Annotated in this window: 15 protein-coding genes; 10 read left to right on the top strand and 5 right to left on the bottom strand. The window is 57.9% G+C overall.

Going from position 1 to position 24,295, the window contains the following annotated elements; genetic code table 11:
• The first annotated feature begins 147 nt into the window (after positions 1–147).
• The 6 genes from treY to GWR55_RS09240 all read left to right on the top strand — a co-directional run bounded on the left by treY (position 148) and on the right by GWR55_RS09240 (position 12,708).
• Positions 148–2,844, top strand: a complete 2,697-nt coding sequence (treY, locus tag GWR55_RS09265; protein ID WP_162402013.1) for a malto-oligosyltrehalose synthase — start codon at positions 148–150, stop codon at positions 2,842–2,844.
• Complete coding sequence (gene treZ / locus GWR55_RS09260) at positions 2,837–4,579, top strand: malto-oligosyltrehalose trehalohydrolase (RefSeq protein ID WP_162402012.1); 1,743 nt, start codon at positions 2,837–2,839, stop codon at positions 4,577–4,579. Before treY ends, treZ begins: the two co-directional genes overlap by 8 nt.
• A 272-nt stretch (positions 4,580–4,851) precedes the next feature.
• A complete protein-coding gene (locus tag GWR55_RS09255) occupies positions 4,852–5,994 on the top strand; it encodes a DUF5666 domain-containing protein (protein WP_238398742.1) in 1,143 nt (380 codons plus the stop codon).
• Between the two features lie 43 nt (positions 5,995–6,037).
• Complete coding sequence (locus GWR55_RS09250; RefSeq protein ID WP_162402011.1) at positions 6,038–8,980, top strand: carboxypeptidase-like regulatory domain-containing protein; 2,943 nt, start codon at positions 6,038–6,040, stop codon at positions 8,978–8,980.
• Positions 8,981–9,077: 97 nt separating this feature from the next.
• Positions 9,078–10,616: a glycosyltransferase family 39 protein gene (locus tag GWR55_RS09245; RefSeq protein ID WP_162402010.1), complete on the top strand. Its 1,539-nt coding sequence runs from the start codon at positions 9,078–9,080 to the stop codon at positions 10,614–10,616.
• Positions 10,617–10,701: 85 nt separating this feature from the next.
• The gene (locus GWR55_RS09240) at positions 10,702–12,708 is read left to right on the top strand and encodes an enterotoxin (RefSeq protein WP_162402009.1); all 2,007 of its coding nucleotides are present in this window, start codon (positions 10,702–10,704) and stop codon (positions 12,706–12,708) included.
• 79 nt (positions 12,709–12,787) lie between these two features.
• On the opposite strand, the gene GWR55_RS09235 is transcribed toward GWR55_RS09240, so the two are convergent.
• Positions 12,788–14,680, bottom strand: a complete 1,893-nt coding sequence (locus tag GWR55_RS09235; protein ID WP_162402008.1) for a M61 family metallopeptidase — start codon at positions 14,678–14,680, stop codon at positions 12,788–12,790.
• Between the two features lie 286 nt (positions 14,681–14,966).
• Entirely contained in the window at positions 14,967–15,533 is a 567-nt protein-coding gene (locus tag GWR55_RS09230) for a glutathione peroxidase (protein ID WP_162402007.1), read from the bottom strand.
• Between the two features lie 72 nt (positions 15,534–15,605).
• Here GWR55_RS09230 and GWR55_RS09225 point away from each other — a divergent pair, with 72 nt between their 5' ends.
• A complete protein-coding gene (locus GWR55_RS09225) occupies positions 15,606–17,474 on the top strand; it encodes an APC family permease (RefSeq protein ID WP_162402006.1) in 1,869 nt (622 codons plus the stop codon).
• A gap of 10 nt (positions 17,475–17,484) precedes the next feature.
• Here the strand turns inward: GWR55_RS09225 and GWR55_RS09220 are convergent, their stop codons facing one another.
• Entirely contained in the window at positions 17,485–18,669 is a 1,185-nt protein-coding gene (locus GWR55_RS09220) for a cysteine desulfurase family protein (RefSeq protein ID WP_162402005.1), read from the bottom strand.
• 132 nt (positions 18,670–18,801) lie between these two features.
• Between GWR55_RS09220 and GWR55_RS09215 the strand changes: the two genes are divergently transcribed.
• Positions 18,802–19,407 (top strand): DinB family protein, encoded by a 606-nt coding sequence (locus GWR55_RS09215; RefSeq protein ID WP_238398741.1) that lies wholly within the window; start codon positions 18,802–18,804, stop codon positions 19,405–19,407.
• Positions 19,408–19,471: 64 nt separating this feature from the next.
• On the opposite strand, the gene GWR55_RS09210 is transcribed toward GWR55_RS09215, so the two are convergent.
• Positions 19,472–20,605: a citrate synthase gene (locus tag GWR55_RS09210; protein ID WP_162402004.1), complete on the bottom strand. Its 1,134-nt coding sequence runs from the start codon at positions 20,603–20,605 to the stop codon at positions 19,472–19,474.
• Between the two features lie 107 nt (positions 20,606–20,712).
• Positions 20,713–21,780 (bottom strand): FAD-binding oxidoreductase, encoded by a 1,068-nt coding sequence (locus GWR55_RS09205; protein WP_162402003.1) that lies wholly within the window; start codon positions 21,778–21,780, stop codon positions 20,713–20,715.
• A 133-nt stretch (positions 21,781–21,913) separates the two neighbouring features.
• Between GWR55_RS09205 and GWR55_RS09200 the strand changes: the two genes are divergently transcribed.
• Positions 21,914–22,738, top strand: a complete 825-nt coding sequence (locus GWR55_RS09200) for a hypothetical protein (RefSeq protein WP_162402002.1) — start codon at positions 21,914–21,916, stop codon at positions 22,736–22,738.
• A 356-nt stretch (positions 22,739–23,094) separates the two neighbouring features.
• Complete coding sequence (locus tag GWR55_RS09195) at positions 23,095–24,282, top strand: acetyl-CoA C-acetyltransferase (RefSeq protein ID WP_162402001.1); 1,188 nt, start codon at positions 23,095–23,097, stop codon at positions 24,280–24,282.
• Positions 24,283–24,295 lie beyond the last annotated feature (13 nt).

Here is a 24,295-nt window from a genome sequence, read left to right as displayed (position 1 = left end):
GCGAATGTCGTTCGCCCGGTTGCAGTGTAACCATCTGGAGCGGCTGTCTGCACCGGGTACAACCCCACTGAGTGACCAGAGGGTCTAAGACTTTGGGAATCAATCTTATCTCTCTATCAGCGGTAGTTTACTCGACTGGATCTTTCCATGCTTCGTGTCCCTTGCTCGACGTATCGGCTCCAACTCTACAAAGAATTCACGTTCGATGATGCCGTGCGCATTGCTGACTATCTTCATGATCTGGGAATATCACACCTGTATTGCTCTCCGTACCTGCAGGCTGCGCCTGGTAGTACCCACGGTTACGACGTGGTCTCGCATCAGCGGGTAAATGAGGAACTGGGTGGTGTCGCAGGCCACGAGCGACTGGTGCGCCGCCTCGCCGAGCTAGATTTGGGACAAGTCCTCGATATCGTCCCCAACCACATGTCACTGGGAAAAGAGAATCGCTACTGGTGGGATGTCCTCGAGAATGGCGCATCTAGCCGCTACGCCTCCTTCTTTGATATCGACTGGGAGCCTGTGGAAGAGCGGCTGCGCGACAAGATTCTCACGCCCATTCTTGGAGATCAGTATGGACGAGTGCTGCATCAGGGTGGAATAGGGGTCGCCCGGGCAGGCGGCCGATTCCAGGTGGAGGCCGCGGGACAGATCCTGCCGGTCTCTCCACAGTCGCTCCCATCCATCCTGGGGCGGGCAGCGGAGTTGAGCTGGTCACGAACCCTCAGCTTTCTCTCAGCATCCTTTGGACGCCTTCCTTCACCGCAGTTTGAAGACAGGCGTACGGTGCTGGCGGTGCACAACGATAAACAGGTGCTCTACGGTCTTCTGGAACGCCTCTGTTCTGAGGAGCAGGGCGTCTGTGAGGCGATCGACAAGGCGATTCAGGAGCTGAACGCCAATGAAGACCTGCTGGATGATTTTCTGAACCAGCAGAACTACCGGCTCGCCTATTGGAAGACTTCAGGGCAACAGCTGGGATACAGACGCTTCTTCGATATCAATTCTCTGGTGGGCCTCCGCGTAGAACGCGAGCATGTCTTTGAGGAGACCCATGCGCTCGTTCTGGACTGGCTGCAGCGCGGTGTGCTGGATGGCGTGCGAGTCGATCACCCGGACGGCCTGCGCGATCCACTGGAGTATCTGCAAAGGCTGCGCGACCGTGCACCCGATGCCTGGATCGTTGTGGAAAAGATTCTTGAGCCGGGAGAATTTCTGCGAGAGAGCTGGCCGATCCAGGGCACTACCGGCTACGACTTTATGAACGCTATTGGCGGCTGGCTGCTATGGCCGCAGGGACTGACAGAACTGACGACAATCTATCAGCAGTTCCTCGGTTCGCAGATGGCTGCAAGCCTCATGGACTATCAGACCCTGGTACACGATAAGAAGATCAATATCTCCCAGGAGGCGCTTGGAAGCGATGTAAACCGGCTGACCTCAATCTTCGTTGAGATATGCGAGTCCAACCGCGACCAGCGCGACTATACGCAGGCGGAGGTGAGGCGGGCCATTCGCGAGATGGCGGCCTGTATCGATATCTACCGGACATATGTGGTTTCGGGCAGGAACGAGATCACTGGGGAAGATCGTGAGCACATCGCCGCAGCGACAGAATGCGCCAAGATGCGCCGGCAGGATATCGATGGAGGTCTCTTCGACTTCATGCGCGATGTGTTGACGTTGGAGGTAAAAGGGCGCCGCGAGAGTGAGTTCGTTCTTCGCTTTCAGCAGTTCACCGGTCCTGTGATGGCGAAGGGCGTCGAGGATACGGTGTTCTACTGCTACAACCGGATGGTGGGGATGAACGAGGTCGGGGGCTCTCCGCAGGGCAGCGGCCTTAGCGGGCAAGATGTCCATGCCTATTGCGAGAAGATGCAGGCCACGCATCCCTGCACCATGACCGCGCTGGCGACCCACGACACCAAGCGCAGCGGAGATGTACGCGCCCGCCTGGCCGTGCTGACCGAGATGGCGCCGCGCTTCGGTACGGCGATCTACCGCTGGTCGCGTATGAATGCCGCGTTCCGCAAGAAGATGGCCTCCGGGCCCATGCCGGATGCGAATACGGAGTATCTCTACTACCAGACGCTGATCGGGGCGTGGCCGCTGCCAGTCGATCGCGCGCAGGCCTACATGATGAAGGCAGTGCGCGAGGCGAAGCTGCAGACCAGTTGGGTGGCGAACAACAAGGAGTTCGAAGATGCACTCATGGAGTTCATCGCAAAGACCCTTGAGCATCCTCCCTTCCTCAAGGACCTCGAACAGTTCGTCGATCGCGTCAGGGAGCCTGGCCGGATCAATTCGTTGGCACAGACATTGATCAAGTGCACGGCGCCTGGCGTTCCCGATCTCTACCAGGGCACTGAGGTGTGGGATCTCAGCCTGGTCGATCCCGACAACAGACGACCTGTTGACTATGAGTTTCGCAGGCAGATGCTGGAAGAAATACGGCAGCTCTCCGGCCCCGGCATCGGCTCTGCAGTGATGTCGCGCTACGACGACGGAATGCCGAAGATGTGGGTGATCTATTCCGCGCTGCAGCTTCGCAGGCAGCACCCTGAATGGTTCGGTACGGAGGCCGCGTATACGCCACTGGCGGCCGAAGGCTCACGCGCAGAGCATGTCCTCGGCTACCTGCGAGGGAGTACGGTGGCGACAGTCGCTCCCCGCTGGATCACGAAGCTCGGCGGAGCATGGCGCGACACCTCTCTGCTTCTGCCCGATGGAATCTGGAAAAACCGGCTGACAGGAATGCAGCTTCACGGTGGCCGTGTTCCATTGAAGACGCTGCTGCGAGATTTTCCCGTAGCATTGCTCGTGCGGGAGGATGGGGATGTATGAGTTTCGGGTGTGGGCTCCACGAGCTCACAAGCTCGCGGTGCGCGTCGGAGATACCACTCACGCGATGCATCCCTCGGGAGATCGGGGATGGTGGACATCCGTCGTGGAGGAGGCTTCTCCGGGAGCGGATTACGCATATCTTCTCGATGATGATCCCACTCCCTATCCAGATCCTCGCGCCATGTGGATGCCCAACGGAGTTCATGGCGCCTCGCGTCTGTATGAGACTGGGGAATTCCGGTGGAGCGATGAGGGATGGGAGGCACAGCCGCTTTCAAGCGCCGTCGTCTACGAGTTGCACATCGGCACCTTTACACCGGAAGGCACCTTCGATAGCGCGACGGAACGGTTGTCTCACCTTGCCGATCTCGGCATCTCGCACGTGGAGATCATGCCGGTTGCGGAATTTGCCGGTGACTTCGGCTGGGGATACGACGGTGTGGATTTATTTGCTGCAAGCCAGGTCTATGGAGGGCCTGACGGGCTGAAGAGGTTTGTGGATGCCTGTCACAGGTACGGCCTCGCCGTCCTTCTCGACGTGGTCTATAACCATTTCGGCCCGGTAGGAAACTATACCGGTAAGTTCGCGCCGTACCTTACCGGCAATCACCGCACTCCATGGGGAGACGCCGTCAACCTGGAGTTTGAGGACAGCGACCAGGTTCGCCGGTTTTTTTGTGACAACGCGCTGATGTGGATGGAGGAGTTTCACATCGACGGCCTGCGTCTGGATGCCGTGCATGAGTTTGTCGATCGCTCTGCCATCAACTTTATGGAACAGCTTGCTATAGAGATCGAAGCACTCTCCGCCAGGCTGGGGCGGCGCCTTGTGCTCATCGCGGAGAGTGACCTGAACGATCCCCGAGTGGTTCGGCAGCGCGAAGCCCACGGATATGGAATGGATGCGCAGTGGAACGACGACTTTCACCATGCTCTCTTCACCGTCCTGAATACCGGAGGCGAAGGAAAGGGCTATTACAGCGACTTCGGTTCCATGGAGCGGCTGGCGAAGGCTCTGACGCAGGTCTTTGTCTACGATGGCATCTACTCCAACTATCGCAGAAAGGTGCACGGGCGCCGTGTCGAGGGTATCTCGATGCACCACTTTGTCGGATTTATTCAGAATCACGATCAGGTAGGAAACCGGGCGACGGGCGATCGCCTGGAGCACGTCGTTGGCCTGGAACAGGCAAAGGTGGCTCTTGGGCTTGTGCTCACGGGACCCTTTATCCCATTGCTCTTTCAGGGGGAGGAGTTTGCCGCCTCCGCGCCGTTTCAATACTTCGCCCATCATGAGGACACAGAGATGGCGCGTGCCGTCTCCGAGGGGCGCAAGCGCGAGTTCGCCGCCTTTGGCTGGGCCCAGGATGAAGTCCCTGATCCGGAGAGCAGGGAGACCTTCGAGCGATCGAAGCTGAACTGGTCTGAGATGGCCGAAGGCAGCCACGCCGAGATGCTCGACTGGTGTCAAAGGCTGATTGCCCTGCGACGAGGCTCGGCCTCACTTAATAATGGTGAACCGGGCCATATAAAGGTTTCGTTCAGCGAGAAAGAGCGCTGGCTGGTGATGGACCGCGACACGATGAGAGTGGCGCTCAACCTGGGCCATGCTGCTGTGTCCATGGACGGTTACAGGGACTACAGGATGATCCTTCAATCTAAGGACGACATCTGTCTGGAATCGGACACTCTGCAACTGCCTCCATCCCGTCTTGCCGTTCTTTCACGCCAGTAACGATGGAAATCTTAAGCGAGGCTTAAGAACAGGGATAAAAGCCGGTCAGACCATAACACCGACGGGTTAGATTCGCGATACCAACGCGTGAATATAGGGCTTTCACGGAAACTTTTAAAACGTCCCAGCGTCTTTTCAAGTACGGATCACAGATAGCAGCAGATTGCCGTTTGGGGCCCGAACTCCGCCAGTTTGCGGGAAGGCCGACATAGTTTTCCTGGATGGAAAGAATGATGCGTATCACGACGAGTGTTTTGGGAAGCACCTTGGCCATGACCCTGCTATTTGCAGGCGGTGTACAGGACCGTAGTAGCGCAGCGATGGCTCAGGCCGCTCCTGCTGCAGGCCGGCAGATCGGAACCGTCAAGGCAATTTCGGGCAGCTCACTGACGCTTGCCACCGACGGCGGCTCCCAGGTAAGCGTTTCGGTGTCCGATGGGGTGCATATCCTCCAGCTTGCTCCGGGGAGCACGGATCTTAAGTCAGCCCAGCAGATTTCGCTTGGCGGCATCGCGGTGGGGGATCGGGTTCTAGTAACCGGTAAAACGGCTGACGATGGTTCGCTGGCTGCCACACGAATCATCCTGATGAAGTCTTCGGATATCGCACAGAAGAACGCCGCCGAGCGTGCCGATTGGCAGAAGCGCGGCTCCGGCGGAATCGTAGAAGCGCTCAGCGGGACAGCGATCACCGTCTCTTCCGGCCGCAGAAAGATCCAGGTAGAGACGAGCCCGTCGACTACGTTCCGGCGCTACGGGGCAGATTCCGTCAAGTTTGAAGATGCCAAGCCGGGCACGCTGGACCAGATCAAGCCCGGGGACCAGCTGCGGGTTCGTGGAAACAAGTCCGAGGACGGAGCGACGATCCAGGCCGAGGAGATTGTAAGCGGAGCCTTCAAAAATCTGGCAGGTACTCTAGCCAGTCTGGATGCATCTGCCGGCACGGTGACGCTCAAAGACCTTGCCACGAAGAAGAACGTAACGGTTGCAGTTACCTCGAACTCCGACATTCGCAAACTTCCGCCGGAGATGGCGGCGAGATTTGCCGCGCGCGCCAAAGGCGGAGAGCGAGAGGGGGGCTCTGGCGCTGCTCCAGCGGGAGGGGCTCGTCCGGCTGCCGGAGGCGAAGGCGGCATGGGTGCGGGCGCCCGGTCTGCGGGTGGCGATCTCTCCCAGATGCTCTCAAGACTGCCGACCGAGCCGCTGTCCAGCCTGAAGGTTGGCGACGCCGTCATGATTGTTGCCTCCGAGCCCAGCCCGGAGAGCGAAAAGCTGACAGCCGTAACGATGCTGTCGGGAGTAGAGCCGATCCTGGCGGCGACGCCGAAGGGAAGCGCGGCGATGACCCTGTCCCCCTGGAACATGGGGGGCGGCGGAGCAGCCGAGGGCGGAGACGGTGCAGGCGGTCCTCAGTAATCCATATCCCAGGATTGAGTGTTCCAAAGTTTTAGGAGAAGGAATGAAACCGAGCAGGTTTTTGACGATCTTTTTGTTGTTTTTTATGGCCCTGGCTTCTCACACCCTGACGGCGCAACAACCCGCATCTGCAACGGTTCATGGAATCGTAACCGATCCCGATGAGGCAGTTATCCCCGGCGCGACGGTCACGCTGACCCCGGCAAAGGGTAAGGCCGTGACGGTACAGTCCGGCGCGGATGGCGCCTTTACCGCCAAGGGCATGGTCTCGGGCACCTATGTGGTAACGGCGACGATGGCCGGTTTTGCCACGTTTGTCCGCGAGGGAGTCCATGTTGCTCCCGGCCAGGCGCTTACGCTGGACATCAAGATGGCCCTCGAAATTCAGTCCCAGGAGGTCCAGGTAACGGCGCAGAGCCAGCAGGTCAGCGTGGATTCTGACAGCAATGCAAGCTCGACCGTGATCAAAGGAAAAGATCTGGACGCTCTCTCGGATGACCCGGATGAGCTCTCTTCCGAGCTCTCTGCGCTCGCCGGTCCAGCTGCCGGGCCCAGCGGGGGACAGATCTACGTCGACGGATTCACGGGCGGCCAGTTGCCCCCGAAATCGTCGATCCGGGAGATTCGAGTTAACCAGAACCCGTTCTCGGCACAGTATGACAAGCTGGGCTATGGCCGCGTAGAGGTCTTCACCAAGCCGGGCACGGACAAGTTCCACGGGCACTATAGTGTTCAGGGCGGCGATAAGTCCTTCAACACATCCAATCCATTCCTTGGTCAGGCCAACAATCAGCCGGACTATCACACGGTCTTTATGATCGGAAGCGTCAGCGGTCCCCTGAACCGCTTCTCCTCTTTCACGGTAGAAGGCTCGCATCGTGACATTCAGGACAACTCGATCGTCAATCCAAGCGGATTTTATGCCAGCTCGGCAGATTCGGCTCAGCCCTGCCTGCCGGGCGACCGGACGTGTACCTACTATCCGTCGATTCCGGAGGCGGACCGTGCTGTGCTGCACCCTCAGACCCGCAGCGATCTCTCGCCGCGAGCGGATTTTGCTCTGGGGGACAAGAACACCCTGACCGTGCGGTATCAGTACTACGTCAACGGTTCGAAGAATAACGGCGTTGGCAATACCAATCTGGCTACGACCGGGTACAGCAGCGATGCGACCGAGCACACGATCCGTATCAGCGATACGCAGATCGTCAGTCCGCGTGTCATCAACGAGACCAGGTTCGAATACCAGAGGGAATACTCCTCGCAGAATCCTTTGAGCACCGATCCCACCTTGTCCGTACAGGGTATCTTTACAGCGGGAGGATCGAGCCTCGGGGTCCAGAAAAGCACTTCGAACCATATCGAAGTCCAGAACTATACCTCGGTCGCATTACAGAAGCACTTTATGCGGCTGGGCGTTCGTCTGCGGACGACGGGGGAATCCGTCACGTCAACTAAAGGTGAGAATGGCACGTTTACCTACTCGTACTTGCTGGATCCCTGTACGGATCCGAACCAGACTGCGGACCAGCGGGCCGCAATCGGTTGCTCTGAAAAGGTAGTGACGACCTGCGATCAGGCCAACGCCAGCATCTCTTCATATGAGTGCGGCAATCCCAGCCAGTATGCGAAGACGGAAATCCACGAACCTACCGTGCATGCCCGGATGACAGATGTTGGCGTCTACGCGGAGGATGACTGGAAGCTGAAGCCGAACCTGACACTCACCTTCGGTCTGCGGTATGAGGCGCAGAACCTCATAAACAGCGCACATGATATTGCTCCGCGCGTGTCGTTTGCGTGGGGCATTCCAAGAGGCCAGGGGAAATCGCCAGTAACCGTGATTCGCGGAGGGTACGGCATCTTCTACGACCGCTTCGACCTAGACAATTATGTGAATACGCTGCAGTTGAACGGCACGGCGCAGATACCGCTCACCTACATCAATCCTGGCGCGACATGCGGACCAACGAATCCAAGTGGCTGTGGAGAATCTACAGTGGGCCGTCCGACCTTGTACACGCTTGGCAATGGACTTCGCAGCTCTTACACGCTGCAGGCTGCGATAGGCGTCGATCAGCAGCTGGGCCGGGTGGGAACGATCTCAGTGAACTACCTGAATGCACGTGGCATTCACGAATACCTGAGCCGCAACTTCTATGATCCTGCGACGGAAGGATCGCCGTATAACCATCAGTTCCAGTCGGGAGGCGTCTATCGCCAGAACCAGCTGATGGTGAATGGCAATGCCCGTGTAACGGGTATCAACCTGTTCGGTTTCTATGCTATGAGCTTCGCGAATGCCAACACCTCGGGAGCCTCGTTCTTCCCGACAAGCAACACCGATACCCGCGTTGACTACGGCCGGGCCACTTTTGCGCGACGTCAGTTCGGTGTATTTGGCGGCTCGCTCCAGTTTCGTTACGGCATTACCGCCAGCCCGTTCATGATTGCGCAGGCGGGCACGCCGTATAACATCATTACGGGGCAGGATCCTTTAGGCAGCTCTATCTACAATGCACGGCCGTACTTTGCGAACGGCGACAACGGAAACTGCAGAGATCAGGCTGCATTCAGCGCAAATCAGACCGGTGGTCTTACTCCTGTTCCGATCAATTACTGCACGGGACCAGCGAATGCGACGTTCAATCTGCGTCTCTCGAAGGTCTTCGGATTCGGAGAGAGGACAGGCGGCGCTGCGGGACAAGGGGGCGAATCACGGGGAGGTCCTGGCGGTGGCCGTGGTGGACGTGGCGGCGGGCGCGGCGGATTCGGCCCGATGGGAATGGGAGCAAGCTCCGGACGTCGCTACACCTTTACCCTGGGTGCTCAGGCGATGAACCTGTTCAACATGGTGCCGTATGGTACGCCTACCAGCAGCTTGAGCTCGCCAAGGTTTGGGCAGTTCACGACACTGGCCACTGGGCCCTTCAGCTCGCAGACAGCGGTTCGCCGGATCATGCTGCAGGCCTCCTTCAACTTCTAACCGGAGGGAACAGGGGCCTGCGCGGAACCTCCACGCGGCCCCTGTTCATTCCGACGAAACTTACCGATCCTGCCTGTCGTCGCCTTATGATGCTTCTGTGCGGCGAACCCTTTTTACGATCGGCGCGATTAGCCGCTCCTTCAAGGTGGCGCTGGTATGCAGCCTGATGGCCTGTACGCTGCTCTTCTTCTTATGGAGCTGGCACTGGCCGCTGGTTGGGGACGCCTCACTCATCCACTACATCTGTTTCCTGATGGATCACGGTATGGCTCCGTATCGCGATCTGGGCGATATGAACATGCCCGGCGTCTACATGGTCGAGTGGGCCGTGATGCACACCTACGGGGCAGGGGAACTGGCGTGGAGGATCTTCGACTTTACCCTGATGGCGGCGGCGGGTGTCTCTATCGTTGTGATTACGCTGCCGGACTGGTTTGCCGGACTGTTCGCTGCGTCGCTCTTTATCCTGGTACATGGCCGCGATGGTCTGGGCCAGGCAGGGCAGCGAGATCTGACGATGGCGGTCTGCCTGCTAATGGCGACCGCATCATTAATGCAGGGAGTGCGGAAAGATCGATGGTGGGGTTTTGCGCTGTTCGGAGTCTTTGCCGGCGTAGCAGTCACCATCAAACCGACGGCACCTTTGTTCGCGGCTCTTCTTTTGCTGGTCCTTGTCATTACCTATCGAAGGCAGAATCGACGCTCGATCATTGACGTTGCATCCGCTTCGGCGGCGTTTTTCATCGGGCCAATCGCTGCCGTTGTCTTCCTGTGGCAGAAGGATGCGTTGCGCGCATTTATCGTCGGGCTCTCCGGCATTGTTCCTTACTACGCGAGCCTGGGGCATAAGTCTCTGGGGTTTCTACTGGCGCACAGCGTCTCGCCCCTGATGTCGCTGGTGGTGATATGGCTTCTCCTTCTGCTGGTGTCGAGGCCAAAGCTGACGCCGGAGCGTGTCATACTCGTCTGCGGTGTAGCGTTTGGGCTTTTCTCCTATATTGTTCAGCAGCGCGGCTATCCGTATTATCGGTATTCTCTGCTCGCGTTTCTTCTTCCTCTGATGGCCATGGATTTTGCCGCCGCGTTCAGGAGCTGGCAGGCACAGCGCGTCTGTTATGCGCTTGCAGCGCTGGGGTTATTGATAGGAGGATTTGTGATCGCCCCGACCTCCATTTTTTATATTCATCGCTATGAGACGCATGCGGATTTCATTACATCTCTGAGAGCGACTCTGGAAGAGGCGGGGGGAGCGAGCCTGTCTGGTCATATTCAGTGCATCGATTCAATCTCCGGCTGCGGGACGACGCTCTACAAAATGCGGCTGGTGCAATCGACAGGAGTGTTGTCGGACTTCCTGCTCTTCGGCCCGGAGACAGCTCCGGTGGTTCGTTCCACGCGCAGGCAACTTCTGGAGGCGATCGAAGAGGATCCTCCGAAAGTAATTGTGGTCAGCGCGTCGCTTCACCTCGATCGCCTCGGTAACTACAGAAAACTGGAACGCTGGCCGGAGTTTTCAGGGGTGCTTTCGCAAAAGTATCTGCTGAAGACCGAGTGGAGTCCGCACCGGCCGAATCACTGGTGGAGCCGTGAGCAGTGGCCGGATGGATACAGGGTGTATGTGCTGCGTGCGCAGTGAGAGGAGTAACGTACTGCACGGCTGCAGCCTCAATCCTTACGAGTTGTGGTCTAATTTGCCAGAAGTTTTGGCGCCTGGAGGACGGATGCGTAGACGGAGCGTGGGTTTGTCGGTCCTGTTGATCGGCGGAGCATTGTTGGCGCAGGCGCAGGATGGAGGCAAGGCTCAGGTTGAGGGTGCGGCAGGAAGCCTGATCCTCGAGAATCGACTGATTGCCGCTCGATGCAGCGCGAGTGAGCAGAGCGGGCTGCATGTGGAGATCAAAGACGTTCGCGAGAATCGAATCGTAAAGCTGGATGGGCCGTTGAGTCTCCTGCTCCATGATGGCTCGATTGTCCGTGGAGACGAGATGCACATCGTGGAGCGGTTCTCGGCAGAGGATTTGAAGCCGGTTCCTGCGGCGTCACGTGCAGCAGAACATTTTGCGGGGAAAGCGCTTCATGCGGTACTCGAAGATGAGCTGAGCGGGCTGAAGATTCACTGGTCACTGGAGCTTCGCGACGGGGCCAACTATATTCGCCAGATTGTCACGCTGGAGGCTCCCAGGCAGGATCTCGCGATTCGCCGTGTCCGGCTGATCGATGTCATCCCTGCACCGGACGACGCCGGTACTTTGCGGGTCGTTGGAACCGTGAATGGATCCCCGATCGTGTTCAGGGACTTCTTTCTTGGGTTTGAGCACCCGCTTTCAGAGAGCCGCGTTGTGCGAGGCGAGGCGCTTGCAGAGCTGGAGCGGACACTTCCTCTTCTGAAAGGGCAGGCGATCACATATTCGTCTGTCGTCGGCGTTGTGGAGCCTGGTCAACTTCGGCGTGACTTTCTTGCATACGTTGAGGAGGAGCGCGCGCATCCTTACCGGACCTTTCTTCATTACAACTCCTGGTACGACATGGGGTACTTCACTCCTTATGACGAGAAGATGGCACTCGACCGCGTCCACGCCTTTGGAGAAGAGTTGCATGCGAAGCGCGGCGTGGTGTTGAACTCCTTTCTCTTTGACGATGGATGGGACGACCACTCCTCCCTGTGGAGCTTCAACAAGGGATTTCCGCACGGGTTTGTGCCGATCAGCGAAGCCGCTGCGAAATACGGTTTTGCGCCGGGTGTGTGGATGTCTCCGTGGGGTGGATATTCGAAGCCGAAGCAGGAACGGCTGAAGTACGGTGAACAGCAGGGATTCGAGATCGTCGGCGGCGGATTTGCGCTCTCGGGACCGAAGTACTACGAGCGCTTCCGCAACGTGTGCCTGGCGATGATGCGGGACCAGGGCGTGAACCAGTTCAAATTCGATGGAACAGGCAACGTAAATCATGTAGTTCCGGGAAGCCACTTTGACAGTGACTTTGATGCAATGATTCATCTGATTGGAGAGCTGAGAGAGGCGAAGCCGGACATCTATATCAATCTGACGACAGGAACGACGGCATCGCCGTTCTGGCTGCGCTATGCGGACTCGATCTGGCGCGGGGGCGAGGATGACGCTCTAACTGGAGTCGGCACAAAGCGAGAGCAGTGGATTACATATCGCGATGCGCAGACCTATGAGAGGGTGGTCTCAAGAGGGCCGTTGTTCCCGCTGAATTCGCTGATGCTGCATGGCATCATCTATGCACGCTACAACCCCAGGCTGAAGGATGATCCGGGAAACGATTTCGCCAATGAAGTGCGGTCGTACTTCGGAACTGGAACGCAACTGCAGGAGATGTATCTGACGCCGGAGCTGCTGTCGAAGAAGAACTGGGACGTGCTGGCAGAGGCTGCACGCTGGTCGCGAAAGAATGCCGATGTACTGAAGGATTCGCATTGGGTGGGCGGCGATCCGGACTGGCTGCAGGTCTACGGATGGGCCTCTTGGTCAAAGGAAAAGAGCATCCTGGTGTTGCGGAATCCTTCCGACAAGCCGCAGGAGATCATGCTGGATATGGGAGATGTTCTGGAGCTTCCGGTGGGAGTGTCACGGAGGTTTCGAGCACGCAGTCCATGGGAGGAGGATGCAGGGAAGCCTGAAGTATCGCTGACGGCCGGTACGCCTCATCGCTTTCAGTTGAAGCCTTTTGAGGTTCTTACACTGGATCTTGAACCTGTTCGTTAATTTTCTTCAGAACTATTAAGACAAAAAGGAGAACGCCTCTTCGAAGAGGCGTTCTCCTTTTTGTCGTGCTGGATGCCTTCTATTTCGAAGCCTTCTCCTGCTTCGTGAGTGGATTGGTGATGTCGTCCAGATAGGAAGGTGTCCCGTTGATGCGTTCCAGCACCGGGTAGCGCTCGCCATCGTGATAATTGATCTCTGCAGTCGAGACGAAGGTATCGGCCTGCAGGATGAGGTGGATGGGTTGGGAGCTGCCTTTCGCATCCCTCAGAGCATCCTTCACGGCATCGGTGGAGAAGATATTTCCGTCGATTGCCATGATTTTCTGCCCCGGAGCGAGATTGGCCCTGTCTGCCGGGCCTCCCCAGCGAACGTCCAGTATGGTCCCATCGTTCGTGAGGCGTAGCCCAAGCGAATACCAGACGTTGATTCCGCTGCCGCGTCTTCCTCCTGCGGTTGCCATGGTGTGTTCGGAGGCGTTGGGCTTGTCGGTGAATACCAGCTTGTATCCACCCCGTTCGATTCCGTCGAGATCCGCGTGGGGATTGATGTTGTCGATGCGCTGATGGATGAAAGCAGCCCAGTCGTAGGGAAGGACCTGGTTGAGATCGTGAATGAGTTCGTCACGGTTGTAAGGAACGATGAGCGGGCCGGTATTGCCGCCCTTGGCAAGGAAGATGTGGAAGAAGTCCGTCAGCGACTTGCTGTTGTTGGTCTGCTTGCGGATGAGGGTATCGGCGTCGAGCCAGAAGAGTTCGCCTTCCTGGTAATAGTCCTGGCCGCGGCGCCAGTTAGACCACGCCGGATTGCCTCCGCGAAGGATGCTGGCAGCGATGGCGGTATCTTCCGTCGGCCGCCACTGGCGTCCTGGTTTGTACTCAAGATTTGCCGCGGACATCGCGAGCAGGTCGCGATATTCTGCCTGCGACTTCAAGCCGGCGCGGGCAGCGAGCACATTGCCCATGTACTGCGTCAACCCTTCATAGACCCACATCAGAGATCCCTGTTGCATCTTGGCGAAGGTGTCCTGGTAAAGGTTGAAGGGACGACGATACTTCCCGTTCCAGGAGTGCGTGAACTCATGGGCCAGCAGGTCGGCATCGGCGAGCTGATGAGCGTTATCAGAAAAAGCCTTCTCATTCACCCCGTTGTCGGAGGACTGCCCGTGTTCCAGCCCCTCTCCTCCTGCGACGTCAGAGAGAGTCAGCAGGAAGTGATAGACGTTGTAGTGATGGGAGCCATAGGCAGCCGATGCTTCACGTACAAGGTTGTTCAGCTCCGCGAGCAGCTCCGGACGCAGATTGGAATCTTCGGGTCGATCAGAGACCACGTCGATGTAGTGTTTTGGCGTGATCTCTGGAGCGAGAGCGAATTCATGGAAATATTGCCCGGCGATGACGGGCGAGTCTTCCAGTTGCTCGACGGTGGTTACGGCATAGTGCGTGGTTCCGCCAGTGGGATGTTGAGGATCGTAGTGGCTGGTTGGAGTAAGAGCCGTCCCGATCCCCCAGGCTTTCGGAACCTTTACTGACGGCTGAATGGGAATATCCCTGGTGGGAGTATTTGCCGGATAGAGAAGAAGCTTCTCCCACTCGACCACCGCCAGCTTCTGGCTCACGCGCGAGGTCACGATGCAGTCCAGATGCGCGTGAATCTCCTTTACACCCGATGGAACAGTGACGTGAAACTGGTAGAGGTCCTCGTCGTCTCGTCGCCACGCAAGCGGCTTTCCATTGGCCGTAAACACCACGCCGGTAATATCGCTGGCTGGTCCAGTGGGCCTGTGGTTTCCCGGAATCCACTCCGGAGTCGTGAGTGAAACGACTCCGGAGGTTACCGGGATATCGATCTCTGCATGATAGATCTTTCGTGGAGCATCAGAGAGATCGGCGGTGATTCGGACAGGGGCCTTCTGCGCCAGGACTGTGCCGGTAACCAGCAGGGCTGAGGAGAGCAGAACGATGCGGATGGACATGAACAAATTAATCCTGCGAGCGAGAGTTGAGAGTGAGAGACCTGACATTGAGTAGCAGCAAACCGACATTCTAGGGTGTGTGTATCGACATATTCATCTTTGAGTTTTTCTGTTCTGAAAGAGTTGTCATTCCGATCGGAGCGCTTGAGGGCGGAGTGGAGGAATCCGCTGTTCTCCCGGTGCTGCCACGGCCTTCGGGCAGAGAAGCAGATTTCTCCACTGCGCCTCTCACGGTAAAGCCGTGAGAGGCTTCGCTCGACAGGCAGCATGAGTTTGATAACACTGCCTAATTTTTCAAAGCAGCTTCGATCGCGGCTATTACGCGAACGTCATCGGGAACGATCTCAGGGGAGAAACGTTCCACTGCATTTCCGTGGCGATCGACGAGAAATTTTTCGAAGTTCCAAAGGATTCCAGGATCAGGATTCGTTGTTGCGCCGTTCTGTTTTTCGCTCAGGAAGCCATTCAGGCGTTCGCGGAATCCGGAGCGAGTCTCCCCGGCAGCCTGCGGTTGCGCCTGGATAAGCGCCTGGTAAAGAGGGTGAGTGTCAGGTCCGGTCACGGCGATCTTCGCAAACATAGGGAAGTCGACCGAGTAGTTGGTCCTGCAGAAGGAAGCGATCTCTTCGTTACTGCCGGGCTCCTGCGCGCCGAAGTCATTGGCCGGAAAGCCGCAGACTACCAATCCGGCATCCTTGAAGCGGGAAGATAGCTTTTCAAGTGCTTCGTACTGCGGCGTCAGACCGCACTGTGACGCTACATTCACGATGAGAAGGACCTTGCCACGATATTCGCCCAGGGAGGTTCCCTCGCCAGAGATGCGTTTAACCGGAATTTCGTAGAGATTCGTCATAGTCCCTCCAGTGTATCCCTTGATAAAAGTTGATTGTCTTGGCGACCCGGCACGGTAGTATCGAATACGGCCATGTCATTTACGGATGTACTTTTTGGGCGGCCGCTTGCCTCTAGTGACGAGCGCGCCGAGCACATAGGGGTCGCAGCGGGAATTCCAATCTTCGGGCTCGATGCCCTTACCAGCGCGGCCTACGGACCAGAGGCTGCGATGACGCTTCTGATCCCAATGGGAGTCGCAGGGGTCAATCACATCGTTCCAGTGATCTCTGCCATCCTTATCCTCCTGGTCATCGTCTTCTTCAGCTATCGTCAGACGATTGAAGCTTATCCCGGTGGCGGTGGATCGTACACCGTGGCGACGGAGAATCTGGGCGAAGGTGCGGGACTTCTGGCCGCAGCGGCCCTGATGATCGACTACATCCTGACTGCTGCCGTCGGTATCTCGGCGGGCGTCACCGCCCTGACGTCAGCGGTCCCGGAGCTCCATCATCACAGGCTGTCCATCTGTCTTGTGATCCTAGTTATTCTTGCCGTCGTCAATCTTCGCGGCGTAAAGGATACGGGTGCGGCATTCATCATCCCCACGTTCCTGTTCGTCGGATCGCTGCTGGCGGTGATTGTGGCAGGCGTCGTCGATGTCTATGCCAGTGGAGGTCACCCAATCCCTCGTGTAGCGCCTCCTCCGCCTGCCGTGCAGACCGTCAAGTATCTGGGGATCTGGCTGCTGATGAAGACCTTTGCCAGCGGTTGCGCGGCGATGACCGGCGTGGAAGCGGTCTCTAACGGCGTGATGGCCTTTGAGGAGCCTCGTCCAAAGAAGGCCAGGATGACGCTTTCTATCATCGTTGGTACTCTTATCGTCCTTCTCTTCGGGATTGCATGGCTCTCGAAGGCATACGGAGTCACTGCGATGGAGCCGGATGCACATAACTACCAGAGCGTCTTGAGCATCCTGACGACGGCAGTCTTCGGCAGAGGCTGGTTCTATTACGTCACCATGGGCAGCGTGCTGCTAGCTCTTTCGTTGAGCGCCAACACCGCCTTTGCCGATTTCCCGCGCCTCGCTCGGGCCATCGCGGTCCACGATTATCTGCCGCACGTCTTCACCATGCGCGGTCGTCGGCTGCTGTACTCCCACGGCATCTACGCGCTTACCGGCTTTACCGCTGTCATCCTTATTCTCTTTGGCGGCGTTACAGATCGCCTGATTCCGCTTTACGCCATCGGAGCGTTTATGGCGTTTACGCTGTCACAGGCTGGCATGGTGGTCCACTGGCTCAGGGCAGAGAAGCATCCGGGCCGGATGTGGCACATGTTCGTAAACGGGTTTGGCGCCATTGCTACCGGGCTGACCCTGATTGTCGTGCTGGTCGCGAAGTTCATGGCGGGAGCATGGGTAACGGCTCTGCTGGTTCCCGTGCTGATAGCGATCATGCTGGTGGTGAAGCGGCACTATACTCGCGTAAAGCGCGAGATGAAGGACATGACGCCGCTGAGCCTGATCAATCTTCAGGAGCCTCTGGTGGTGATTCCGATGGCTCGCTGGGACAGGATCGCAGAAAAAGCACTTCGCTTTGGCCTGCTGATGTCGAAGGAACTCAAGGTGGTTCATGTGCATTCCGACGATGAGCCGATGGGCCTCGAAGAGGAGTGGGACGAAAAGATCATTATCCCCATCCAGAAAGAGGGCCTGAAGGTTCCGGAGCTGGTTACGATTCCGTCGACCTACAGGTTCATCGTCAACCCTCTGATGGACTACATCCTCGAGCTGGAGCAGGCGAATCCCGGACGGAAGATCGCCGTGCTGCTGCCGGAGCTGGTGGTGCGCCACTGGTGGGAGAATGCCCTGCACAATCAGCGTGTGCAATTACTGAAGCTGTTTTTACTTCTCAAGGGAAACCAGCGGATTGTCGTCGTCAACATTCCCTGGTACCTGTAGAAGGCCGGTTTTAGGCCGGGACTGTGACTGTTCTGCTGGCCTGCACAGGCGAGAGCCTGCGGAGATGGGCGACGGCCTCAGGGATCAGTTTCAGGGCCTCGTCGACCTCGGCCTCGGTGGTCAGCTTGGAGAGGGAGAAACGGAGGCTGGCACGAGCACGGTTTGCGGAGAGTCCCATCGCTGTCAGCACGTGCGAGGGCTCGCTGGCGCCGGACTGGCAGGCGCTGCCTCCGCTGACGGATAGCCCCTTGAGATCCAGTGCGATCAGCAGGGCCTCGGCCTCGACATGATCAAAGTAGATATTGGTCGTGTTCGCGACGCGGGCTGCACCCGCACTGTTGACGCCGGTCTCTTCGACCTGGGCGAGGATGGTCTGCTCCAGACGATCACGCAGCGCGGCCAGCTTGGCTGGAGCGTCAGTCTTCAGCCATTCGCTTGCCATTGCGGCAGCTTTGCCAAGTCCGACGATGCCGGGCACATTCTCAGTTCCGGCGCGGCGCTGACGTTCGTGTGAGCCTCCGTGAAAGATGGGGGAGAGCTGAACGCTGCGACGTACATAGAGCGCTCCCATGCCCTTGGGTGCATGAATCTTGTGTCCGGAGATCGTCAGAAGGTCGACGTCTTTCAAAAAACCATGAGGGCTGACGTCCAGCGGTAGCTTGCCCGCGGCCTGCACGGCATCGGTGTGGAAGAGGGCGCCGCCGGCGTGGGCAATGCCTGCCAGGGCGTCGATGGGCTGGATGACGCCGGTCTCGTTGTTGGCGTACATGATGCTGACCAGGCGGGTGTTTGGCTTCAGGGCAGCCAGCAGAGTCGCAGGCTCAACGATTCCTGACGGAGTTACAGGCAGGATGGTGACCTCGACCCCGCGCGACTGCAGGGACTGCGCTGCATGGAGGACGGCGTGGTGCTCGATCGATGTGGTGATCAGATGGTCGCCGGGGGAAAGTACTCCGAAGAGCGCCAGGTTGTCGCTCTCGGTGCCGCCCGAGGTGAAGACAATCTCCGCGGGGCGGCAATGCAGCAGGCCGGCAACGGACTCTCTTGCGCGATCCACGGCGGCGCGTGCCTGCTGCCCCTGCTGGTGGATGGAGCTGGCATTGCCGTAGTGCTCAAGGTAAAACGGGCGCATCGCCTCAAAGACTTCAGGTAGAAGCGGCGTGGTGGCGTTCGCGTCCATGTAGATTCGCTGCATCTCTTTATTTTACGCGTAGGGCATAATTGCCCTGTCTTTGGGATGAATGCCGTGGGGAACGCCATGCAGGTTCTGGTAGCCTGAGCGCGGCCACTGCGGCGAACGACCGCATATCGGCAAGGAGAAACGACAATGTGTAAGCGAATCATGATGATAGGAACGTTGGCCTTCGGTTGTGCCGTAGGTGCGTGGGCTCAGCAGCCTGGAGCAATGACTCCGAAGACGGAGTCTGTAGCCACCGTGGAGCCGTCGAAGTCATTCGATGCAGCGCTGTCGGCCCTCGAAGCCCAGTTCATGGGTCTGGCGAAGGCGATGCCCGCCGACAAATACAGCTTCGCTCCGAGTGCCGCAATCTTTGCTCCCAGCCAGAAGACGGATTATTTGTCGCCCGATAACAAGGGAGTCCGCAACTTCGGCCAGATGGTCGCTCATGTCGCGCAGGCCAATTACTTTTATGGAGGGATGCTGAGTGGCCTGAAGCCGGACGTGAACGTGAAGGCGATTGGAAGTCTAACCGACAAGGATCAGATTATCGCGGCGTTGGAGAAGTCCTTTGCTTTCACTCATCAGGCCATTGGAACCCTCACTGCGGAAAACGCGTTCCAAGGGGTTCGCGGAGACCAGACTCGGGCGAGCCTGGCGGCAGGCGTTATCGCGCATGGTTTCGACCACTATGGCCAACTGGCGGAATATCTGCGTATGAACGGCATCATTCCGCCGGCTAGTGCGAAGAAGTAGATCCTGGAAAAGAAGAAGCGCGCCGAGGTGGCGCGCTTTGCTTCGTTCTGTTCCCCCGATCTAACTAGCGATTGTCGATGGGAGTGTATGGCGTCGGATAAGCCGGGCCGACGTAGTCTGCGCGAGGACGAATCAGGCGATTGTCGTCGTGCTGCTCAATTACGTGAGCTGCCCAGCCTGCGATGCGGCTCACGGCAAAGATGGGGGTAAACAGGTCGATGTCGATGCCCAGCAGGGTATACGTAGAGGCGGAGTAGAAGTCGACGTTGGCGTTCAGCTTCTTCTCCTTCTTAACGAACTGCTCGATCTTGCGGGACATCTCGAACCACTTCATGTTGCCCGAAGACTTGCTCAGCTCCTCAGACATGCGGCGCAGATGGGTCGCGCGGGGATCTTCCGTGTGATAGACACGGTGACCGAAGCCGGAGATCTTCTTCTTCTCGGCAAACATCTTTCGCACGTGCTCGACAGGGTCTTCACCGGCCTGGTCAATGGCGTAGAGAAGACGCATTGTCGCCTCGTTTGCTCCTCCATGGAGCGGACCCTTCAGAGCGCCGATGGCGCCCGTGATGGCAGAATGAATATCGGCAAGAGTGGCGGCGATCACGCGGGCAGCGAAAGTGCTGGCGTTCAGTTCGTGATCCGCATGCAGGATCAGTGCTATATCGAAGGTCCGGGTTGCGGTCTCCGATGGCTTCTCGCCGCTTAGCATCCAGAGGAAGTTTGCTGCATGCGAAAGCGACGGGTCGGCCTCGACGATATTCTTGCCCTTGCGGATGCGATCGTAGATCGCCACGATCATTGCGATCTGGGAGGTGATCCGGTAAGACTTCCGCACGTTGGCCTCGTGGGAGTTATCGGCCTCGTCGGCATCATAGATGCTCAACAGCGAGACGGCCGTACGGAGCACCTGCATGGACGATGCCGAGGTTGGAACGCTGCGGAGCAGATCGATGATCTTGGGATCGAGCTTGCGGGCCTCGCTCAATTTTTTCGAGAAATCAGCCAGCTCCGCTGCCGTCGGCAGCTTGCCAAACCACAGCAGGTAAGCGGTTTCCTCAAAGGTGGAGCGCTGCGCAAGCTCGTGAATATCGATGCCACGGTACGACAGCACCCCGGCGTCTCCATCGATCCAGCAGATGGATGAGTTGGTGGCTACAATGCCTTCCAGGCCTTTAGGTGCAGCGACAGTGGACATAAGTAAACTTCTCCCCCACGAAACTAAATTACATCTGGTTATAGCGCAGCTGAGAAACGATTGTCACGAAGAGCGGGCGAATATCGTAACATCTGTGCGATTCCAGACTATGCAATTCGACAGGGATTGAAGGCCGAAAGATCAATCTGGGGCCGCTCTTCCATCAGCAGTTGCGCCATGACGCGCGCCGTTGCGGGAGCCAGCAGAATGCCGTTTCGATAGTGTCCCCCGGCGACAAAGATATTCTTTTCTACCGGACCCAGCAGAGGAAGCCCATCTGTCGATCCCGGCCGCAGGCCCGCCCATGATTCAATCTCAATCGCGTCGGCAATCTGTGGCAGAAGCTTCGCGGCTTCGGCTTTGAGGTGTGCAACATCATTGGGATGAACGATCTTATCGAATCCGGCATCTTCGACGGTAGCCCCGATGATGGCACGGCCGGCTGCTGCTCCTGTCGTTCGCGGGACTATATATATGTCGGGGGTTCTGACGACTACCTGCAGCGGAAGCGACGCGGGCAGGCAGACCGAGAGCATCTGGCCCTTTCTGGGCAGCGGCCGCACCCGATGCTCCGAGTGCTCCGTCACGCCCCAGGCGCCGGTACAATCCACGACGCGAGCACAGTGGAGTTTGCCCGAAGCTGTATGAACCCCCACGCCTGAGGAGTTTTGGTGGATTCCCCGGACAGGCTGGCCGCTGCGGAGATCGATCCCGGCAGTCTTCACCGAGGCGGCGAGTGCCAGCGCCAGCTCACGCGGGTCGAGGCTGTTCTCCTCCAGCAGAATGAACTGCCGGTCCTTCGCGTTCAGCTGCGGCAGCATCAGCGAGAGGGTCTCAGGTGCCAGGACGGTAAGGTGGCGCGCAGACTCCAGGTGAGACGAGAGGACCTCCTGCAGCGCAGTGCTTGTCTGGAAGGGAACAGCGATTCCTGAGAGATCGAAGAGGCGATTCAAAAACTCCGGGTAGAGGTTCCGGCTCAGCTCTGAGAGAGCGCGAATTTGGGGCGGATTCTCCGGATCGCCGGCGGCCAGCATGCCGGCCGCCGCGGTCGATGCCTCGGCGAGCGGCATCCCCTGTTCCAGAACAACTACTTCTGCTCCACGGCTGTGGAGCTCAAGCGCGAGCGAGAGGCCAATGATGCCTGCCCCCACAATACATATATCGGGCGAAGCCATAGCTCTAGTCTATGACTTCTGCAGAACTGAGAACGATATATAGTCTGTTATGACATTCTGCCCTCATGAGCAGAATGCACCTGGATACGGCGTATCGTGTCTCAGGAACTCTGGCGTTTGGAAGGAGAGTACGATGGCGGAGCAAACGGGGTACGTAGAAGAGCGGTCTGTCTCTGGGGCGCTGCTTGCCGTTGTAGCGATTGCTGTATTGGCTGCACTGGGGGGATTGATCTGGTGCTACAACCTGCAGAAGGATCTGACGGCAGAGGGACAGAAGCTTACTGCGGCTGAACAGAAGAATGTGGAGCTGAATCAGAAGCTGGATGCGACCAACGCTCGCCTGCGGGCTACCAGTGAAACCCTGGGCCAGAGTGTGGGAATGACCCAGAAGCAGCTAGAGCTGAAGGCGCAGAGTATTCTCGCCCAGCAGAAGCTGGCACAACAGAAGCTGGAAGAGGCCCAGGCGGCGACACAAAAGCAGATCGGCGCAGTGTCAACAGAAGTCTCCAGCGTGAAGACCGACGTAGGCGGCGTGAAGACCGATGTCGCTGCTACCCGGAGCGATCTGGAGCAGACAAAGACCCAGTTGACCCGCGCAATCGGCGATGCTGGTGTGATGAGCGGCCTGATCGCAAAGAACCACGACGAATTGGAGATCCTGAAGCATAGGGGTGACCGGAACTACTACGAGTTCACGCTCCAGAAGGGACAGAAGCCCACCCTTCTTTCGACCATCAAGCTGCAGCTCAGGAAGGCTGACCAGAAACACTCGCGCTATACGCTCAGGGTGAGCGCCGATGATCGCGAGATCGAAAAGAAGGACAAAAACCTGGATGAGCCGGTTCAGTTCTATACAGGCAAAGATCCTGAACTGTACGAGCTGGTCGTGAACTCAATCGAAAAGAACAAGGTCTCCGGATACCTTTCGACGCCGAAGACAAAGACGGCAACGCCATAGCCCCTCTTGCAGGCAAATCAAAAGGGGGACGCTTTTAGCGTCCCCCTTTTGTTTGCCTGTTGCCGATTTACTTCTTCTTCGCGGCCTTCTTGGTTGCCTTTTTGGCCGGTGCTTTTTTTGCTGCCTTCTTCGTTGCCATTTGCCTATTCTCCCTAGTGATTAGACATAAACCTGCAACACACTTCATTGCAGCTAACGAAGGTATAGATTTACGAAAATTCACTGTCAAGAAAAATCGATAGGTAAGAAGAATTTTTTTTCGAGCCATCTCCCACTTGCGGCAAGCAGGCAGACATTCCAGGCAGTGCAACGCATCGCGGTGGAGTCCTATACTGTCGCATCACAGAGGTGTCGTTATGAAAGAGGTCGTCATCGTTGCGGCCGTCCGTACTCCAGTCGGAAGATTTCAGGGTGCCCTGGCAGATCTTGCTGCGATCGATCTTGGAGCGCTTGCAGTTGCTGAAGCCGTGCATCGGGCCGGTATCGACGCGGGCGCTGTCGATGAATGTGTGATGGGTTGTGTGATCTCTGCCGGGCTTGGGCAGAATCCCGCACGCCAGGCAGCGCTTCGCGCCGGTCTGTTCGATTCGGTTTCTGCCTTAACTATCAATATGGTCTGCGGAAGCGGCTTGCGTGCCATCGCGCTGGGAGCGCAGAACATTCTTCTGGGAGATGCAGAGATCGTCGTCGCCGGCGGTATGGAGTCGATGTCGAACGCTCCCTATCTTCTTCCCGCAGCACGCAAGGGACTTCGCATGGGAGATTCCAGCCTGATCGACTCCATGATTCGCGACGGCCTGTGGTGTGCCTGCGACGACCAGCACATGGGGATGACCGCCGAGCTGGTAGCCCAGAAGTACGGGATCACACGCCAGGAACAGGACGCCTACGCGCTTGAATCGCACCGCCGCGCTGCTGCTGCCTGGCGTGAAGGCCATTTCGATGCGGAGGTAGTCCCGGTCGCTGTGCCTTCGCGGAAGAAAGGAGGAGTGCCTGCCCTGGTCTTGCGCGACGAGAGCGTTCGTGAGGACTCATCCATGGAGGCGCTGGGTTCTCTCAAATCTGCTTTCAAATCTGGAGGAACCGTGACAGCGGGTAATGCTCCTGGAGTGAATGATGCGGCTGCCGCAGTGGTCATCATGTCTTCCAGCAAGGCCAGCGAACTGGGACTGAAACCGCTGGCGACGATCCGAGCCCATGCGGTAAGCGGCGTGGAGCCACGCTGGGTGATGATGGCTCCGGTCACTGGTGTTCGCAAAGTGCTTCAAAAGGCCGGCTGGACGAACGATGACGTCGATCTTTATGAATTGAATGAGGCGTTCAGCGTACAGGCGCTCGCGGTGACGCAAGAGCTGGGGCTTCCGCTATCGAAGGTCAACGTAAACGGAGGCGCCGTGGCGATCGGTCACCCCATCGGAGCCAGTGGCGCTCGGATCTTTGTAACGCTGATTCACGAGATGATCCGGACCGACGCGAAAAGAGGAGTGGCGGCTTTGTGTCTTGGCGGGGGCAACTCCGTCGCAATGGCCATCGAGCGCGGCTGACCTTTGTCCACTG

The sequence above is a fragment of the Edaphobacter sp. 12200R-103 genome, from assembly GCF_010093025.1.
In the GTDB taxonomy this organism is placed as follows: Bacteria; Acidobacteriota; Terriglobia; order Terriglobales; family Acidobacteriaceae; genus Edaphobacter.
Note: the sequence above shows the minus strand (reverse complement) of the source record. Positions and strands in the feature narration are given on the sequence as shown.

Coding starts and splice junctions, on each gene's coding strand:
- treY (WP_162402013.1), top strand. CDS start 148: ATGCTTCGTGTCCCTTGCTCGACGTATCGGCTCCAACTCTACAAAGAA.
- treZ (WP_162402012.1), top strand. CDS start 2,837: ATGTATGAGTTTCGGGTGTGGGCTCCACGAGCTCACAAGCTCGCGGTG.
- GWR55_RS09255 (WP_238398742.1), top strand. CDS start 4,852: ATGACCCTGCTATTTGCAGGCGGTGTACAGGACCGTAGTAGCGCAGCG.
- GWR55_RS09250 (WP_162402011.1), top strand. CDS start 6,038: ATGAAACCGAGCAGGTTTTTGACGATCTTTTTGTTGTTTTTTATGGCC.
- GWR55_RS09240 (WP_162402009.1), top strand. CDS start 10,702: ATGCGTAGACGGAGCGTGGGTTTGTCGGTCCTGTTGATCGGCGGAGCA.
- GWR55_RS09235 (WP_162402008.1), bottom strand. CDS start 14,680: ATGTCCATCCGCATCGTTCTGCTCTCCTCAGCCCTGCTGGTTACCGGC.
- GWR55_RS09230 (WP_162402007.1), bottom strand. CDS start 15,533: ATGACGAATCTCTACGAAATTCCGGTTAAACGCATCTCTGGCGAGGGA.
- GWR55_RS09225 (WP_162402006.1), top strand. CDS start 15,606: ATGTCATTTACGGATGTACTTTTTGGGCGGCCGCTTGCCTCTAGTGAC.
- GWR55_RS09220 (WP_162402005.1), bottom strand. CDS start 18,669: ATGCAGCGAATCTACATGGACGCGAACGCCACCACGCCGCTTCTACCT.
- GWR55_RS09215 (WP_238398741.1), top strand. CDS start 18,802: ATGTGTAAGCGAATCATGATGATAGGAACGTTGGCCTTCGGTTGTGCC.
- GWR55_RS09210 (WP_162402004.1), bottom strand. CDS start 20,605: ATGTCCACTGTCGCTGCACCTAAAGGCCTGGAAGGCATTGTAGCCACC.
- GWR55_RS09205 (WP_162402003.1), bottom strand. CDS start 21,780: ATGGCTTCGCCCGATATATGTATTGTGGGGGCAGGCATCATTGGCCTC.
- GWR55_RS09200 (WP_162402002.1), top strand. CDS start 21,914: ATGGCGGAGCAAACGGGGTACGTAGAAGAGCGGTCTGTCTCTGGGGCG.
- GWR55_RS09195 (WP_162402001.1), top strand. CDS start 23,095: ATGAAAGAGGTCGTCATCGTTGCGGCCGTCCGTACTCCAGTCGGAAGA.